The 17,378-nt window shown below is 64.1% G+C and carries 17 protein-coding genes; 2 read left to right on the top strand and 15 right to left on the bottom strand.

Annotated features, from left to right (window positions below; all coding sequences use genetic code 11):
- Positions 1-213: 213 nt before the first annotated feature.
- The 3 genes from hslO to yrfG are packed head-to-tail and all read right to left on the bottom strand — an operon-like array spanning position 214 to position 2,243.
- The gene (hslO, locus tag ACYQ12_RS13665) at positions 214-1,089 is read right to left on the bottom strand and encodes an Hsp33 family molecular chaperone HslO (protein ID WP_459872743.1); all 876 of its coding nucleotides are present in this window, start codon (positions 1,087-1,089) and stop codon (positions 214-216) included.
- A 41-nt stretch (positions 1,090-1,130) separates the two neighbouring features.
- Positions 1,131-1,523, bottom strand: a complete 393-nt coding sequence (locus ACYQ12_RS13670) for an RNA-binding S4 domain-containing protein (protein ID WP_459872745.1) — start codon at positions 1,521-1,523, stop codon at positions 1,131-1,133.
- Positions 1,524-1,577: 54 nt separating this feature from the next.
- Positions 1,578-2,243: a GMP/IMP nucleotidase gene (gene yrfG / locus ACYQ12_RS13675; RefSeq protein WP_459872747.1), complete on the bottom strand. Its 666-nt coding sequence runs from the start codon at positions 2,241-2,243 to the stop codon at positions 1,578-1,580.
- Positions 2,244-2,326: 83 nt separating this feature from the next.
- Here yrfG and nudE point away from each other — a divergent pair, with 83 nt between their 5' ends.
- Entirely contained in the window at positions 2,327-2,920 is a 594-nt protein-coding gene (nudE, locus tag ACYQ12_RS13680) for an ADP compounds hydrolase NudE (protein ID WP_459872749.1), read from the top strand.
- Positions 2,921-3,010: 90 nt separating this feature from the next.
- Here the strand turns inward: nudE and ACYQ12_RS13685 are convergent, their stop codons facing one another.
- The 3 genes from ACYQ12_RS13685 to ilvD all read right to left on the bottom strand — a co-directional run bounded on the left by ACYQ12_RS13685 (position 3,011) and on the right by ilvD (position 6,678).
- On the bottom strand, positions 3,011-3,475 hold the full coding sequence (locus ACYQ12_RS13685) for a hypothetical protein (RefSeq protein ID WP_459872751.1): 465 nt from the start codon (positions 3,473-3,475) through the stop codon (positions 3,011-3,013).
- Between the two features lie 179 nt (positions 3,476-3,654).
- The gene (locus ACYQ12_RS13690; RefSeq protein ID WP_459872753.1) at positions 3,655-4,722 is read right to left on the bottom strand and encodes an oxidoreductase; all 1,068 of its coding nucleotides are present in this window, start codon (positions 4,720-4,722) and stop codon (positions 3,655-3,657) included.
- A gap of 111 nt (positions 4,723-4,833) precedes the next feature.
- Entirely contained in the window at positions 4,834-6,678 is a 1,845-nt protein-coding gene (ilvD, locus tag ACYQ12_RS13695; protein ID WP_459872755.1) for a dihydroxy-acid dehydratase, read from the bottom strand.
- A 219-nt stretch (positions 6,679-6,897) separates the two neighbouring features.
- Here ilvD and ACYQ12_RS13700 point away from each other — a divergent pair, with 219 nt between their 5' ends.
- Positions 6,898-7,665 carry an SDR family NAD(P)-dependent oxidoreductase gene (locus tag ACYQ12_RS13700; protein ID WP_459872757.1) on the top strand — a complete coding sequence of 256 codons (768 nt, stop codon included), beginning with the start codon at positions 6,898-6,900 and terminating at the stop codon, positions 7,663-7,665.
- An 81-nt stretch (positions 7,666-7,746) separates the two neighbouring features.
- On the opposite strand, the gene lon is transcribed toward ACYQ12_RS13700, so the two are convergent.
- From lon to nrdR, 9 genes are all read right to left on the bottom strand, one after another.
- Positions 7,747-10,185: an endopeptidase La gene (gene lon / locus ACYQ12_RS13705; RefSeq protein ID WP_459872759.1), complete on the bottom strand. Its 2,439-nt coding sequence runs from the start codon at positions 10,183-10,185 to the stop codon at positions 7,747-7,749.
- Positions 10,186-10,299: 114 nt separating this feature from the next.
- The gene (locus ACYQ12_RS13710; protein ID WP_459872761.1) at positions 10,300-11,562 is read right to left on the bottom strand and encodes a DUF945 family protein; all 1,263 of its coding nucleotides are present in this window, start codon (positions 11,560-11,562) and stop codon (positions 10,300-10,302) included.
- An 87-nt stretch (positions 11,563-11,649) separates the two neighbouring features.
- Positions 11,650-12,123, bottom strand: coding sequence for a phosphatidylglycerophosphatase A family protein (locus ACYQ12_RS13715; RefSeq protein WP_459872763.1), 474 nt, complete (start codon positions 12,121-12,123; stop codon positions 11,650-11,652).
- Positions 12,120-13,088: a thiamine-phosphate kinase gene (gene thiL, locus ACYQ12_RS13720; RefSeq protein ID WP_459872765.1), complete on the bottom strand. Its 969-nt coding sequence runs from the start codon at positions 13,086-13,088 to the stop codon at positions 12,120-12,122. The genes ACYQ12_RS13715 and thiL overlap by 4 nt, the downstream gene beginning before the upstream one ends.
- An 18-nt stretch (positions 13,089-13,106) precedes the next feature.
- Positions 13,107-13,628 (bottom strand): transcription antitermination factor NusB, encoded by a 522-nt coding sequence (gene nusB / locus ACYQ12_RS13725; protein WP_459872767.1) that lies wholly within the window; start codon positions 13,626-13,628, stop codon positions 13,107-13,109.
- A complete protein-coding gene (gene ribH / locus ACYQ12_RS13730; protein ID WP_459872769.1) occupies positions 13,625-14,107 on the bottom strand; it encodes a 6,7-dimethyl-8-ribityllumazine synthase in 483 nt (160 codons plus the stop codon). The genes nusB and ribH overlap by 4 nt, the downstream gene beginning before the upstream one ends.
- A 171-nt stretch (positions 14,108-14,278) precedes the next feature.
- Positions 14,279-15,442, bottom strand: a complete 1,164-nt coding sequence (gene ribBA / locus ACYQ12_RS13735) for a bifunctional 3,4-dihydroxy-2-butanone-4-phosphate synthase/GTP cyclohydrolase II (RefSeq protein ID WP_459872771.1) — start codon at positions 15,440-15,442, stop codon at positions 14,279-14,281.
- 184 nt (positions 15,443-15,626) lie between these two features.
- Positions 15,627-16,757, bottom strand: coding sequence for a bifunctional diaminohydroxyphosphoribosylaminopyrimidine deaminase/5-amino-6-(5-phosphoribosylamino)uracil reductase RibD (gene ribD / locus ACYQ12_RS13740; RefSeq protein ID WP_459872773.1), 1,131 nt, complete (start codon positions 16,755-16,757; stop codon positions 15,627-15,629).
- Between the two features lie 52 nt (positions 16,758-16,809).
- Positions 16,810-17,298, bottom strand: a complete 489-nt coding sequence (gene nrdR, locus ACYQ12_RS13745; RefSeq protein WP_459872775.1) for a transcriptional regulator NrdR — start codon at positions 17,296-17,298, stop codon at positions 16,810-16,812.
- Positions 17,299-17,378 lie beyond the last annotated feature (80 nt).

The raw sequence follows: 17,378 nt of genomic DNA on the forward strand, positions 1-17,378 counted from the left end.
GGGCCCGAAGGCCGTTCTCTCTCGTTTGCCTACGCGTTGTCATGTCTCGGCACCGGCCTTCGTGGGCAATGGTTTGCCTCTAATCCCAACCGGACGAGCCTAGGGGGCATTATGGCAAAAAAGCCAGCGGCCGGAAAACGGCACGGTTTCCAGCCACAGGACAGGGCCGGTTGCAGTGCCAGGGCCGCCTCGCTCCCATCCTAGTGCACAATCCTAGTGCAACGTGGGTGCCGGCGCATCGGGCGACTCTATCAGGGTCTCGATCTCCGCTGCACTGAAATGGTAGCGGGTATGACAAAAATGGCACTGTGTGTCCACTGCACGCTGCTCCTCGAGAATGCTGCGCAGCTCTTCCGCGCCCAGGGAGTAGAGCGCTCGAGCGATGCGCTCCCGGGAACAGGTACAGCCGAAGCGTAGCGACTTGGGCTCGAAGACCCGTGCCGTCTCTTCATGATAGAGCCGGAACAGCAGATCGCGCTGCTCGAGACCGAGCAGCTCCTCGTCGGTCAGCGTGCTGGCCAGATGCACCGTCCGGTCCCAGGCATCGGGGTCCCGGTTCGAGGCGTCATCGGGCAACTGCTGCAGCAACATACCGGCAGCACGCTGCCCATCCGCGGCCAGCCACAGGCGCGTTGCCAGCTGCTCGGATCGCGCGAAGTAATCTTCCAGGCATCCGGCCAGAGTCGTCTCCTCCACGGCGACGATGCCCTGGTAGCGGTTGCCTTCGCGCGGATCGAGCGTGATCACGATCTGCGCCTCGCCGACCAGCTCCGGCAATGTGGCGCTATCCCCAGGCAGGGCGGCCTCTTCATCGAGACGAGCGATGGCACGCAGCTCTCCACCGGGGTTGGATTCGGCCATCAACAGGCGCACCGGCCCCTTGCCGCGGACCTCGACACTGACGGTACCGTCGAGCTTGACGGTCTCGGTCAGCAGCGCCACGGCACTCAGCAGCTCGCCCAGCTGCCGGGCCACCGCTGCGGGATAGGCGTGCTTGTCGAGAATCTCGGCATAGGCCGCCTGCAGGCCGACGATCTCGCCACGCACGTTGGTATTCTCGAAAAGAAAACGTTGAATCTGATCAGTCATGAGCGTAGGAAGCCCCTATCTTGTGTAGCCTTGTGTAGCAGTCAGTCATCCAGCGTCTGGCGCTGGAAGCGGTGAAGGTCGCGGCGCTGTTTCTTGTCGGGACGCCCGTGAGGCGCCTGCATGGCCTGATTGGCGAGCCGCCGATTCTCGGTCTCACGCTCGCGCCGGGCCTGGCTGCCCGCCGTCTCCCGGTAGAGTTCGCGCGCCTCGGGGGCGCCTCGTCGCTGGTCGGACAGGGCCAGCACTTCGACTTCCCATGTATCCCACCCCTGGGGTACCTTGATCAGCGCTCCGATCTCGACGGTCTTGCTGGTCTTCACCCGGCTACCGTTGTATTGCACCTTCCCGCCTTCGATAGCCTTCTTGGCGAGCTGACGCGTCTTGAAAAAGCGCGCCGCCCACAGCCATTTATCAATACGAATGCTGTCGCTCATATCTCTCCAGTAGTCATGCTTCAACGCCACCAGCCGTCCCGGTACGCAATGCGATCAGGTATCGGGTCGGGAATCGGGGAACAGGGTCGCGAAACGATCGAGCACGATGAACTCCTCGAGTTCGCGCTCGGGGCGCCGACTGTCGGGCTGCAGGATTCCCAGGAGATGGCGTATGCCATATTCCCGGGCGCTTTCCAGCACGGCAGGGTTATCGTCGATGAACAGGGTCCGGGCGGGGTCGAAGGGTTCGATATCCTGCAGGGCGAACCAGAACTCGGGGGCTTCCTTGGGAAACCCCACATCCGCGGAAGAGACGATAGCGTCCAAGTACTCCTCTAGACCCGTAAGCGGCAATTTTAGTTCCAGGCTCAGGCGGTCGGCGTTGGTCGCCAGAACCACGCGGGGATGCGCCTGACGCAGCCACTTGAGAAAATCCAGCGCGTCCGAACGCAACCCGATGAGGTGCTGCACCTCCCGCTTCAGCGCCACGATATCGACGCCCAGTTCACGGCTCCAGTAGGCCAGGCTGTACCAGTTGAGCGTACCCTGCTCGCGGATGATGCGCGCCCGGATTTCATCCTGGGTGGATTCGTCCAGACGGTGCAGCTCGGTATAACGGCGCGGCAGATGCTCAAGCCAGAAGTGACTGTCGAAATGCAGATCCAGCAGCGTACCGTCCATGTCGAGCAGGACGGTATCGATGGCTTGCCAGTCAATCATGGTCTCGGGCTCCGCAATGGTGGAAATCGAATATGAGGGTCCCGTATTGTACTCGGGAGCCTACCCACACGCACGGAGACCCCATGCAGCCGCCTTCTTCCCAATCGCCGTCCCATCCAAAGCCCAGCGTTCTTTCCCGGCGCGAGGTGGCCCGCAGCCGCCTGTTTGCCATCGAGGAGATGGATCTACGCTTCTCCAACGGCGCCGAGCGCACCTTCGAGCGCCTCAAGGGCAGCGGCCATGGGGCGGTCATGATCGTGGCCATGCCCGACCCGGACCATGTACTACTGATTCGTGAATATGCCGCCGGCTTCGATGAGTACGCCCTGACCCTGCCCAAGGGACTCGTCGATCCCGGCGAGGATATCGTCACGGCTGCCAATCGGGAACTGATGGAAGAGTGCGGCGTCGGGGCACACAACATCGAGCCGCTGGTCGAGCTGTCCCTGGCCCCCAACTACATGAATCACCGTATGCACGTCATGTTGGCCAGCGATCTGTACGAGAAGCGCCTGGAGGGTGATGAGCCCGAACCCCTGATCGTCGAGACGCACGCCCTCGATGACATCTCCGCTCTGCTGACGCGCGAGGATTTTCATGAAGCGCGCGCCATCGCGGCGCTGTTCATCGCTCGTGATCGACTACGCAGCGCGCAACAGCCGCCCGGCTGGTGGTGAGGGCCATTCATGCAACAACGCCTTCACGGTTGCCGTGAAGGCGTTGATCGAGCTAGACACAATGAGTCCTGCTGATGCTATCGCCGGAGATCAATTCCCGGTAGCACTGCCACCCTTGACCTCGGTATCTCCCGGCTGGGTATTGGCGGTGCCCGTCTGGGTGCTCAGGTTATCCGACGGCCCGCTGGGAATATCGTCATCAGGCCGTGCACTGCCGGTAGCGCCGCCCTGACCGGAAGCACCGTCGCTTGCGCTTCCACCTTGAACCTCGGTGTCATGGGACTGGGTATTGAGCGACCCCGTCTGTGTGCTCAAGCCTTCCTGAGAGCCGCCGGGGATGTCATCGTTGGGTCGGACATCGGAGGTGCTGCCGCCTTGGCCGGAAGCGCCATCGCTGGCGGTACCGCCTGCCGCTTTGGTAGAACCATCCTGAGTATTGGCCGTACCGATCTTCGGATTGTCCATGGCGTTCTGCTGACCATTGTCAGCCGCCAGAGCCATTCCGGTTGGTGCTATCAGCAGAGCCGCCAAAATAGCGCTTGAAAATCCTTTCATGCTGAACCTCCTCATCCTTGGTGATTAGCATTGATCGCTGGTGTCGCACTGATCGTGTTTCACATAACGGCAAAATCAATGCGTAGTTATGACCCTAGAAACGAAGGCGCGATTTTGCAAACTTTCCCGCTTTTCAAACTGTAACCGCACGGCAACCGCTCTCTGCCGAAACGGCCGCGCTAGGCGTTATCCTGCCGTTCCCCGAGCGGCACCCAGCGCGCCTGGCGGGCACTTTCCAGGCCCGCCTCGATGACCGCCATGACCGCGACCGCCTCATCGATCGGCACCGGGTTCGGCTGCCGACCGAGAATGGCATCGCGCACCCCGGCGTAATAGGCAAGGTAATCGCCTGGCAAGGTCGGGATCTCGCTCGTCTCGGGCAGGTCGTTTCCGTCATACCCGGGGCCCAGCGTGAACGTCCCGTGACGAGTGTCCTCGCCCCACTGCGGCGCAGGCAGTTCACCCCGCTTGAGGCGGTCCTCCTGCGGGTCCAGACCATGCTTGAGGTAACTGCCGCGGGTGCCATGCAGCGTGAAGCGCGGCGCCGGTACGGCAACCAGGCTACCGGCATGCAACACCACACGCAGGCGGTCGTAACACAGCACCGCATGGAAATAGTCGTCGACCTGCGCCCCATCGCGCTGCATGGCAAGATCCAGCCAGATGTTCTGCGGCATGCCGAACAGCACCAGCGCCTGGTCGATCAGATGCGGCCCCAGGTCATACCACAGCCCGCCTCCCGGCGCGGGTGACTCGCGCCAGCGGTCGCGCACCTCCGGTTTGTAGCGATCGAAATGCGACTCGACATGTACCAGACGTCCCAGCGCTCCCCCATCGACAAGATTGCGCACGGTCAGGAAGTCGGAATCCCAACGGCGATTGTGAAACACGGACAGGACCTTGCCGCAGGATTCGGCATGCGTCTTCAGCGCCCGCGCCTCCTCGAGCGTGACGGTAAACGGCTTGTCGACCACCACATGCTTGCCGGCATCCAGCGCTGCCCTGACCAGCGGATAATGCGTATCGTTAGGCGTGGGAATGACCACCATGTCCAGATCATCACGGGCAAACAGCGCCTCGGGAGACGCCTCGACCTCGACCTGCGGCCAGTCGGCATGCACCTTGGCCGCATCCCGACTTGAGACCGCCACCAGCGACAACCCACGCTGCGCCGCCAGTAGCGGCGCGTGAAACGTCTTGCCGGCAAACCCGTATCCCACCAGACCGACCTTGAGTTCCTGGTTCATTGCAGCGCTCCTTTTCCTGTTGCAATCCTTGTCAGCCTACTCGCTTCTCCAAGCGATCGGGCCCGCACATTGCGGGCCCGAAGTCACCTCAACGATGCAGCAACCTACCCCTCAATCCAGCTTGGAAACATCGCGTACCGCGCCCTTATCGGCGGAGGTCGCCAGCATCGCGTAAGCCTTGAGCGCCGACGACACCCGACGCTCGCGCTTGATGGTCGGCTTCCAGGCGTCGCGCGCCCTGGCCTCCATTACCTGCCGACGCTGCGCCAGCTCCTCGCCGGAGAGCTTGACGTCGATGGAGCGATTGGGAATGTCGATGCGGATCATGTCTCCGCTCTGCACCAGCCCGATCGCACCGCCGGCGGCCGCTTCCGGAGAGACATGGCCGATGGAGAGGCCCGAGGTACCGCCGGAGAAACGCCCGTCGGTCATCAATGCGCACGCCTTGCCGAGCCCCTTCGACTTGAGATACGAGGTCGGATAGAGCATTTCCTGCATGCCCGGCCCGCCCTTCGGCCCCTCGTACAGGATGACCACGACTTCGCCCTCTTTCACCTGGCCGCCGAGAATATGCTCGACCGCCTGATCCTGGGATTCGACCACGTGAGCCGGCCCCTCGAACACCAGCACCGAGTCGTCGACGCCGGCGGTCTTCACCACGCAGCCGCTCTCGGCGATGTTGCCGTAGAGCACCGCCAGACCGCCTTCGCGGGAGAAGGCGTGGTCGAGATCGCGAATGCAGCCGTTGGCCCGGTCGCCATCGAGGCTCGGCCAGCGCGCCGCCTGGGAGAAGGCCTCCTGGGTGCGCACGCCGCCGGGGCCGGCCTTGAAGAACTCGACCACCTCGGCGGAAGGGTTGCGCATGATGTCCCACTCGTCGAGGGCAGCCTTGAGCGTATCGCCGTAGACGGTGGGCAGCGCGGTGTTAAGCACGCCGGCGCGATCAAGCTCGCCGAGAATACCCATGATCCCGCCGGCACGGTGACAGTCCTCGATGTGGTATTTCTGGGTATTGGGCGCCAGCTTGCACAGCTGCGGCACCTCGCGGGAAAGCCGGTCGATGTCGGCCATGGTGAAGTCGACTTCGGCTTCCTGGGCAGCGGCCAGCAGATGCAGGATGGTGTTGGTCGAGCCGCCCATGGCGATATCCAGCGTCATGGCGTTCCTGAAGGCGTCCTTGGAACCGATCGCCCGCGGCAGCAGATGAGCTTCGTCGCCTTCATAGTAGCGCTTGGCCAGTTCGACGATGCGATGACCGGCGGTTTCGAACAGGCGGCGGCGATCGGCGTGGGTCGCCAGCACCGTGCCGTTGCCGGGCAGCGCCAGGCCCAGCGCCTCGGTCAGGCAGTTCATCGAGTTGGCGGTGAACATGCCCGAGCAGCTGCCGCAGGTGGGGCAGGCGCTGCGTTCGATCTCGGCAATCTCGTCGTCGCTGTACTTGTCGTCGGCGGCGGAGATCATCGCGTCGATCAGGTCGATGCCGTGGTCGAGCAGCTTGGTCTTGCCCGCCTCCATCGGCCCGCCGGAGACGAAGATGGTGGGAATGTTGAGGCGCATCGCCGCCATCAGCATCCCCGGAGTGATCTTGTCGCAGTTGGAGATGCACACCAGCGCGTCGGCGCAGTGAGCATTGACCATGTACTCAACGCTGTCGGCAATGATGTCGCGGCTCGGCAGCGAATAGAGCATGCCGTCGTGTCCCATGGCGATGCCGTCATCCACCGCAATGGTATTGAATTCCTTGGCGACGCCGCCGGCCTTCTCGATTTCGCGGGCGACCAGCTGGCCCATGTCCTTGAGGTGGACATGGCCGGGAACGAACTGGGTGAAGGAGTTGGCAACGGCGATGATCGGCTTCTGAAAGTCGTCATCCTGCATCCCGGTGGCGCGCCACAATGCGCGAGCGCCGGCCATGTTACGGCCCGCCGTGGTGGTTCGGGAGCGATATTGGGGCATGGTGTCCTCAGCGATTCAGCTAGCCATCATGGGCAGCTCCAGGCGCTGAGCGTGCAGCGCGGGCCCTGACGGTCGTGTGGTAATCAGATTGGTCGATTATTGTGTCACGCAGGATGCCGGATTGCCTAGCATCTGCGGAGCGGCACGGCGGCATGTTCGAACCCCGTCGCTCGGAGTATCCTCAACGGATCGCTATCCATTCCAACCAAGGAGATTTGCATGCCTCAGCCAGCCCCCGTCGTCTTCATCACCGGCGCCACCTCCGGCTTCGGTCGCGCCTGCGCCCATCGCTTCGCCCAGGCGGGCTGGGCCCTGGTCCTCACCGGACGTCGCCGGGAGCGTCTCGACGAGCTTCAGCACAAGCTCGGCCAGCTGACGCCCGTACATGTCGCACAACTCGACGTGCGCGACGCCGATGCAGTCAAGCAGGTGGTGGCAGAGTTGCCCGAAGAGTTCCGTCAGGTCAAAAGCCTGATCAACAATGCGGGCCTGGCGCTGGGCAAGGCACCGGCTCAGGACTCCGACCTCGCTGACTGGCACACCATGATCGACACCAACATCAAGGGGCTGGTCAACGTCACCCACGCCCTGCTCAACCGGCTGATCGAGACCGGGGCCGGTGCCAGCGTGATCAACCTCGGCTCGGTGGCCGGGCAATGGCCCTACCCCGGCGGCCATGTCTACGGTGCTTCGAAAGCCTTCGTGCAGCAGTTTTCCTACAATCTGCGCTGCGACCTGCTGGGCACCGGGGTGCGCGTGACCGATATCGCCCCCGGCATGGCGGAGAGCGAGTTCACTCTGGTGCGCATGAAGGGCGATCAGAGCGCCCATGAGGCCCTGTACGGCAACACCACGCCGCTACAGCCCGAAGACATCGCCGAACAGATCTTTTACGTCGCCACCCTGCCCGCGCACATCAACATCAACCGCCTGGAAGTCATGCCGGTACGTCAGGCATGGTCGAACTTCGCCGTCGATCGCGACTGATCCCGAGATCGCGCGTCGAGCATGCAGACGAAGACACCGGCCGCAGCCGGTGTCTTCGTCCGCTCCAGTCGGTCGGCTCGATCAGCCAAACACTACCTTGGCAACGTCCCTGTAGGCCTTGGCGAAATGCACCGTGACACCCTCCTTGAGGTAGTCAGGCAGCTCATCGAAGTCACGCTTGTTGGCCTCGGGCAGGATCAGCTCGAAGATATCGCTTCTGCGCGCGGCGATGACCTTCTCGCGAATCCCCCCTACCGGCAGTACCTGGCCGGTCAGGGTCAGTTCGCCGGTCATCGCCAGTGGCCGGTCGATTTCCTGCCCCTTGGCCAATGACATCAGCGCCGTGGTCATGGTTACCCCCGCGGATGGACCGTCCTTGGGCGTGGCACCTTCCGGCACGTGCAGATGGATAAAGGCCTCGTTGAAGAACTTGGCGTCCGCGCCGTACTCCTTGAGATGACCCTGCGTGTAGCTGTAGGCGATGTTGGCCGACTCCTGCATCACGTCGCCGAGCTTGCCGGTCAGCTTGAGTCCACGCTGCAGACTATGCACCTGGGTGGCCTCGATGGGCAGTGTCGCCCCGCCCATGGCCGTCCACGCCAGGCCGGTCACCACGCCGACACCGCTCAGCACCTTCTCCTTGCGAAAGATCGGGGCGCCGAGATACTCCTCGAGATTGTTCACCGACACCTTGACCGTCGGCTCGTCGCCCTCCAGTAGCTTGACCGCCGCCTTGCGAACGATGCGGTGCAGCTGTTTCTCGAGCTGGCGCACCCCGGCCTCGCGGGCGTAGCCCTCGATCACCAGACGCAGCGCGGCATCGGTCAGGTTGATGCGCTTCTTGGGGATTCGGTCGCGCTCGAGCAGCTTGGGCCATAGATGGTGCTTGGCGATTGCCATCTTCTCCTCGGCAATGTAGCCCGACAGACGAATCGTCTCCATGCGGTCGAGCAGCGGGCCCGGAATGGTGTCGAGCTGGTTGGCCGTACACACGAACAGCACCTTGGAGAGATCGAGGCGCACGTCGAGATAGTGATCGAGGAAGTCGACGTTCTGCTCCGGGTCGAGCACCTCGAGCAGGGCCGAGGCGGGATCGCCCTGAAAGGACTGACCGAGCTTGTCGACCTCGTCGAGCATGATGACGGGATTCTCGACCTCGACCTCCTTCAGCGCCTGGACCAGCTTGCCGGGCATCGCGCCGATGTAGGTACGCCGATGGCCCTTGATTTCCGCCTCGTCGCGCATGCCGCCCACCGAAAAGCGGTAGAACCTGCGTCCCAGCGCCTCGGCGATCGAACGTCCTACCGAAGTCTTGCCTACCCCGGGCGGGCCGACCAGCAGCACGATGGAACCGCCGACGTCACCCTTGAAAGTCCCCTCGGCAAGAAACTCTATGATGCGATCCTTGACGTCCTGCAGACCGTCGTGGTCACGATCGAGGACCTGCCGTGCGTGCGCCAGATCGAGCTTGTCCTCGGAAGTGATCCCCCAAGGTAGCGACGTCAGCCAGTCGAGATAGTTGCGCGTAGTACCGTACTCCGGCGAGCCGGTTTCCAGCACCGCCAGCTTGTCCAGCTCATCGTCGATGCGCTCCATGGCCCGCTCGGGGACGGTCAGGTTTTCCAGACGTGCGCGGAACGTGTCGACGTCGTTCTCGCGGTCGTCCTTGGAGATGCCGAGCTCCTTCTGGATCACCTTGAGCTGCTCGCGTAGGAAGAACTCGCGCTGGCGATCCTGCATCTGTGCGTTGACCTGCTCGCTGATCTCCGTCTGCAACTGGGCGACCTCGATCTCCTTGCGCAGCAGCGGCAGCACCTTCTGCATACGCTCCATCACCGGCAGCGTTTCCAGCACATTCTGCAACTCCGGCCCCTTGGCCGAGGTGATGGCGGCGGCGAAGTCGGTCAGCGGCCCCGGCTCGTGGGGGCTGAAGCGGTTGAGATAGTTCTTGAGCTCCTCGCCGTAGAGCGGGTTGATCGGCAGCAACTCCTTGATCGCGTTGATCAGCGCCATGGCGTAGGCACGCGCCTCGTCATCCTCGGCATTGACCGGCTCCTTGGGATAGACCACCTCGGCCAGATACGGCGGCTTGCGCGACAGCCAGCGCACGACCCGGAAACGCCGCATGCCCTGGGCGATGAACTGGATCTGCTGGTCGTCCCCCTGGGCCTTGTGGACCTTGACGGCGGTACCGATATCGGGGAAATGATGATGCCCCAGTTCGTCGACATGGGCGTCGCCGACAAAGGCCACACCCACGGTATGGTGGGGCGTGTTGGCCACCCGCTCCATGGTTTCCTCCCAGCGCGAGCGGTTGATCACCAGCGGCTGGACCTGGGCGGGAAAGAAAGGCCGATTGTGAATCGGCAGCAGATAGATGCGCTCGGGCAGATAGTCGCGGGTCGGCACCACGGCACCGGCATTCTTCTGCCCTGACTCGCTGCTCCGATGCTCGTCCTGGCGGTTGTGCTCGTCGAGCTCAGTGAGAATGTCTGACTGATCCTGATCGCGTTCGCTCATTGGTCACCTTGAGTAAGTGAGGCCATAACCATTGCTCATGGAATGCGGGCGAACGCAGACAAGTTCAAGTGCATGCCTCTCACACCGAGGCAGTTGCCACTGTCGCGATGTGGATCAGAACAGTGCCGGCAGGGGGCGGCCATTGAGGGTGACGTTACCCTGGGTGACGAGCATGGTGAGGGTGCGTGTATCAAGAGGCAGCCCCAACTGCATGGCCAGCAGCGGCGGCACGTTATGCCAGGTGAACCGGCCATCGAGACGTTCGGCCAGATGCCGCCACTTGGCCTGCCCCTCCAGGCCCGCCAGGCGGGAAGCGTCCAGTGACTGGCCATCGAGCGTCATCTCGCCATTGCCGTGCATCTCGACGCCGAACATTGCACTCTTCAACTGCAGGCTGCGCAGGACCAGGCGTGGCGAACTCTCGGCCAGCGCCAGCAGGGACTGCTCGAATCGCTCACGCCAGGCCTGGGAAGCGCTCGCATCGAAGGACGTGGCGTCGATGGCGAGTCGAGGCCAATCCTCTGTCAGCTGCGCGAGCATCTCGCGCGCCGCATCACCCTCGAGCCGTTCAAGGCTGGCATTCACGTAACCGCTCAACAGCGTCTCGCCAGACACGTTCAGCGCCCCCAGGGCCAGATCGAGCTGGTAGCGCAATGCCTTGTCGAGCTGGACCCTGTCCCGGTACAGCAGATCCTTGATGACGAATGTCGGCCTCTCAGAGGAGCGCACTTCGACACGCTCAAGGCGCACTTCATTGCGTTGCTGGAAACGCCGGGAGTCGCCTTCAAAGCGGCCCAGCCAGTGAATGCCTTCGGACTCGACAAGTTCACCGCCCTGATCGGCCTGCCACGGCGCGATGTCGGCTTGTATCTCGAAATCATCCGCCTGGCCGGTCAGCGTCACTCGCGCACCGCCGAAATCCACGTGCATGGCGGGCTCCTGGTAGACATATGCCGGCACCTCGAGCGCCGCATCCAGCGAGGCATCCAGTGTCTGGAAAACGGCCTGCCAGTGCGGTTGCACTCCCTGCACGACATGTCGAGCCAGGGTCGGCCCAGCGTCCTCCACCGCTATCTGCAACTCGCCTTCCAGCCGAGTCGTCAGCAGGCCATGATCGGCCCGATACGGCAGAGCCAATCTTGGAGGAGACGGATTCTGCTGCTCGAGCGGCTCGAGGTACAACGTGCCGGCGGAATGGAACCAGCCTCGCTCGACGGCATCACGCCAGACATGCCGATCCGATGCTCGGTCCCACTCGGCGACGCGGCGCTCCAGCTCCCGCTCGAAAACATGACTCGACCAGGCCTGGCCTGCCAGATAGCCAGCGCCCGCCACGCCGACGACCGCCATGCCAGACAGCACCGCAATCTTGCGCATCGCTCCCTCCGGTATGAATGCAGAGGCCTACCTGCAAGCAGGGCCGTTTGTCATTACTCTCCGGGACTACACGCCCAGGGATCGGGCCTAGTGCAGCCAGAACCACAAATGCATCGAACTCCAGGCATAAACCCCGGCCAGAACGTCATCGAACATGATGCCGAAGCCGCCCGCCACGCGGCGATCAACCCAGCGGATCGGCCAAGGCTTGATGATATCGAAGAGACGAAACACCACGAACCCCCATAGCGCCGCCTCCCAGGAGAAAGGCACCGCCGCCATGGTCAGCCAGTAGCCGACGAACTCATCCCAGACGATACCCGAATGGTCGTGGACGCCCAAGTCTCGTGAAGTCTTGTCGCACAGCCAGATACCGATCAGTGCCGCCACGCCGATCACGCCCAGATAGGCGCCCAGCTGCAGCCCGGCCATGGCCCAGTAGAAAGGGATGGCCGCCAGGGTGCCGAAGGTACCCGGAGCGAAAGGGACGGCTCCACTGCCGCAGCCGAAGGCTAGAAAGTGAACGGGGCTGCGCCACACGCTCGCCGGCGCACGATTCATGATGCCCCTCCTTGAAAGTGCTGCCAGCCGGCCGACGACTCCGCCCCGGCGTCCGCCGGGAATGTGCGAATCCCGGGTTGCGCGGTGAACGTGCCGATCACGCTCAGCGTCAGATCGTGAGCGGACAGGCGCTGCTGTGCCGTCGTCACGGAGTACTCGGGCAACGCCACCAGCAGTTCATAGTCGTCGCCACCGCACAAGGCTGCGTGTCGTGCGCCCTCGCCCCCCAGCACCGCGTCCAGCCCCGGCGCGAGGGGCAGCCGCTCGAGATCGAGTTCGGCGCCCACACCGGACGCTCGGCACAGATGGCCCAGGTCCGCCAGCAGGCCATCGGAAATGTCCATGGCTGCGCCGGCCAGTCCGCGTAACGCCTCGCCCGCCGCCAGACGCGGCTGAGGCAGCAAGTAGGCCGAGAGCAACGGATCGGCAAGATCGCGAGCCCCCTGATTCCAGTTGTGGAGGCCACCGTGCCCGCCGCCCAACGTCCCGGTCACGGCCAGACAGTCGCCCGGGCGTGCCCCGTCACGCCGCAGGGCGGTACCGGCAGGCATCTCGCCATGAACCGTCACGCTGATGGCCAGCGGGCCGCGCGTCACATCCCCCCCGACCAGGGCGACCCCCGTCCGCTCGCACAGTGCATGGAAGCCACGCGCAAAGGCTTCCAGCCAGTCGGGGTCGGCCTCGGGTAGCGTCAGCGCCATCAGGCACCAGCGGGGCCGGGCACCCATCGCGGCAAGATCGCTCAGACTGACCGCCAGCGCCCGGTGCCCTATCGCCTCGGGTGGCGCATCCTCGGGAAAGTGCACCCCCACCACCGACGTGTCGACGCTGACGGCCAGCGTTTGGCCAGGCGCAGGAGTCAGTAACGCACAATCATCTCCTGGCCCCAGTATCACGTCCGCCCCCGTCTGCGGATGACGGGGCGACGCAAAGTAGCGGGCGATCAGCTCGAACTCGCTTGGCATCTGGTTCGCCATTTCGACTCAACGCCGCCGCGCGTTGACCTCGGCGCTACGCAGGCGCCCCGCCAGCTTGTCGAGAATACCGTTGACGTACTTGTGCCCGTCGGTGGCACCAAAGGACTTGGCCAGTTCGACCCCCTCGTTGATGACCACGCGATACGGCACCTCGAGGCGCCGCGATAGCTCATAGGCACCCAGACGCAGGATGGCCAGCTCGATGCGGTCGAGCTCCTCGAGACGGCGGTCGAGCAGCGGCGCGATGGCGTCATCCAGTTCGCGCTGATGGCGCGCCACGTTGTGCAGCAGATCGTGAAACAGCGCCAGATCGGCGATTTCCATCACCTTGACCCAGTTCTCGTGGACCTCGAGATCCTCGTCGGCGACCTGGCTACGGAACTCTGCCTCCACCGCAGTGATCGATTTTCCGGTCATCTGCCACTGGTAGAGCGCCTGTACCGCCAGTTCCCGGGCGGCACGCCGAGCCTGCTGGGACTTGCTCGGTTCGCGACGTGTCTGGCCCGGCTCGCGGCGCTGCTGGCTCATTGCTCACCCCCGAATCGCTTGAACAGCGAGACCATCTCCATCGCCGCCATCGCCGCTTCCGCGCCCTTGTTGCCGGCCTTGGTGCCGGAGCGCTCGATCGCCTGCTCGATGGTATTGACGGTCAGCACCCCATTGGCGATGGGCGTGTCGAACTCCAGCTGCAGGTTGCCGAGCGCGGCATTGCAGCCGCCGGCGACATACTCGAAATGCGGTGTGCCTCCGCGAATCACCGCCCCCAGGGCAATTACCGCATCGGGTTTGACCACGCGCAGCGCGCGCTTGACTGCCAATGGCAGCTCCCAGGCACCGGGGACATGGACGATATCGATGTTCTCTTCATCGACACCATGACGGACCAGGCTGTCGACGGCGCCCTCCACCAGGCTATCGACGACATGGTGGTTGAAACGCCCCACGACGATGACGTAACGACCATCGACGTCGGTATAGCTCCCTTCGACTTGAGAGATCGGTTGCATTGTCTGATTCCGGCTTGATAAGGCGCGATACCGTCACGCCACCCTCGGGCTGGCGCGGCGGCACACTGATTGAACATGGTTGGCAAGTGGCTCGACACCACTCGCCTCCTCGGGGCACACCGCTATCACAAGATGTGCCCGCGAGGCGACAAGGGGAAGCCATTTTACTGGCTAGAGGCTCTCCGGGGTATCGCCACCGACGCGCTCCACCACTTCGAGATCGAATCCCGAGAGTGCGGAGAATTTCCAGGGTGAGCTCAGCAGGCGCATCTGACCCACGCCCAACTGGCGCAGGATCTGCGAGCCGGTGCCGATGGCCAGATAATTGCCGGAGCCGTCGGAATCGCCGCTGCGCGGTGCGCGCCGGTGCCCCAGGAACACGTCGAGCTGGTCCTTGAAGTCCAGTCGGGGGCGGCCGTCATCGAGCAGTACGAAAACCCCTGCCGGGGCATTGGCGATTTCCGCCAGCGCACTGTGTGCCGTCCAGCTCTGGGTGCCCTCGCGCTGCAACCCGAGCAGGTCGCGTAGCGTATCGCCGATATGCACGCGCACGGTGGTCGGCCGGTCGGCCTGAGGCTCGCCCTTGACCAGCGCCAGATGATGCGCGCCCTGGATACGGTCGCGAAACACGTTAAGCATCAACTCGCCGCTGGCGGTCTCCACCCTCTCGCGCTCGACGAGTTCGACGGTCTGCTCGTTATGAATACGGTAGTGGATCAGGTCGGCGATGGTGCCGACCCTGATGCCATGCTCCTCGGCGAAGCGCTCGAGTTCGGGGCGGCGCGCCATGCTGCCGTCCTCGTTCATCACCTCGCAGATCACGCCGCTGGGATCGAGCCCCGCCATGGCCGCGAGATCGCAGGCCGCCTCGGTATGGCCGGCTCGACGCAGCACGCCACCGGGCTCGGCCATCAGCGGAAAGATATGCCCGGGCTGGACGATATCCGACGCCTTGGCGTCGCGCGCCACCGCGGCACGTACCGTACGCGCCCGATCCGCGGCAGAGATGCCGGTGGACACGCCGGTGGCGGCTTCGATGGACAAGGTGAACTTGGTGCCGAAACCCGAGCCGTTGTCACGCACCATCAACGGCAGGTTGAGCCGCTCGCAGCGCTCACGCGTCATGGGCAGACAGATCAGTCCGCGGGCATGCCGGGCCATGAAGTTGATATGCTCGGCCTCGACCTTCTCGGCGGCCATGATGATATCGCCTTCGTTCTCGCGATCCTCATCGTCCATGAGGATGACCATCTTGCCCTGACGGATGTCTTCGACCAGATCCTCGATGCGGGCCAGTCCCTGCTGGGAAGCCGCACCCTGTGTGGGAAGCGCCATGAGTTCTCCGAATGTTTCTAGCAAGAGACGGAAGGTGCCCGGGCACGCGTTCCCGCCTCTGTAATCACCGAGGTGTGTCGTCGGGCGGCGACGGTGGCGTCACCCTTTTTCCACACCTCCGCTCAGGTCGGCGCTCAGAGTACCCTTCTGTCACGACGTACGCCAGTGCGAGCCGTGCGAATCCTCAGCTCACGCGCTCGGGACGCGCGATGATGCGCCAATCGCGCCCGAAGGCACGAATATCGTCGATCGCCAGAGGCCGCTGCTGTGCCATGCGCTCCAGCCCCGGCAGGGCGAACAATGGCCGTGCTTCGCCGCCCAGCAACGTCGGCGCGACGAACAGATGCATTTCATCGATGCGCTCGGCATCCAGCATCGCCCCAGCGAGTGTCGCCCCGGTCTCGAGGAGCACCTCGTTACACGCCTCCTCGGCGGCCAGATAGCGCAGCAGCGCGTCGAGGTTGACGCGCCCATCCTCGCCGGGAGGCAGCTCGATGACCTCCGCCCCGGCCCGCTCGAGTGTCTCGCGTCGTGCCGCATCCCGGACGGCGGTGGCGATCAGCGTGCGTCCGGGCTCACGCAGGCAGGCTGCCGCCAGCGGCAGGCGCAGCCGCGAATCGACGATCACGCGCAGCGGCTGGCGCATGGCGATCTCCTCGCTCCTCGCCCCGCCTAGCTGATCGGGGCGTACCGTCAGCCGGGAATTGTCGAAGATGATCGACTCCACCCCTGTCATCACTGCACTGGAGCGTGCCCGCAGCCGCTGGACCTCGGCCCGGGCCGCAGGCCCGGTGATCCATTGCGACTCGCCGCTGGCCATGGCCGTACGGGCATCGAGACTCATCGCCATCTTCAGGCGCACGAAGGGACGGCCCAACTGCATGCGCTGGATGAAGCCGGGATTCAGCGCGCGCGCATCCGCTTCCAGCATGCCGACTTCCACGGCGATGCCGGCATCTTTCAGCAGGGCCAGACCACGCCCGGCCACCTGCGGATTGGGATCCTCCATGGCAACCACGACTTTCTTGACGCCCGCCTCGATCAGCGCAATAGCGCAGGGACCGGTGCGCCCCTGATGCGAGCAGGGCTCCAGCGTGACGTAGGCGGTGGCGCCCCGGGCCTGGTCGCCGGCGGCACGCAGGGCGTGAATCTCCGCATGCGGCTCGCCGGCCCGCTCATGCCAACCCTCGCCGATCACGCGGCGATTCTTGACCAGCACGCAGCCGACGCGCGGGTTGGGATGCGTGGTGTAAAGACCGCGACGCGCCAGCTCCAGTGCGCGGACCATGTAGGATTCGGGAGTGGCCTTGGCCATGGCATTTCCTTGTATGACGCTTGGCAGACACGGGGCTCGACAGGAAATTCGCTCAGCGCGGCTCGCTGTCCTCACCGGGCAGGAAGCCGGGCTCCTGCGCCAGTCGATCGATCTCGGCGCGAAACTCGTCGAGATCCTGGAAGCGCCGGTATACGGAGGCGAAGCGGATGTAGGCGACCTGATCGAGTCGCTTCAGCGCCTGCATGACTTCCTCGCCGATGTCCCGCGCTCGGATCTCCCGCTCGCCCCGTGCCCGCAGCCGTTGGCGGATGCGCTCGACCGCAGCCTCGGTGGATTCCGCGCTGACCGGACGCTTCTCCAGAGCCCGCAGCATGCCCGACCGCAACTTCTGCTCGTCGAACGTCTCTCGCGAGCCATCGGCCTTGATGACCCGAGGCATGAGCAGCTCAGCGGTCTCATAGGTGGTGAAGCGTTCGCCGCACACGGCGCACTGGCGGCGGCGGCGAACCTGGTCGCCTTCGGCCACCAGGCGCGAATCCGTCACCTTGGTGTCGTGCGTACCGCAAAAGGGACAATGCATTGATCGAGTTCCGCATACAGAAAAGCAGGATAATCGGCTACCGGGCAGCCCGGACGCAGCATTCTCTCAGTGTAACGTTT

This window comes from Halomonas shantousis (genome assembly GCF_054654615.1).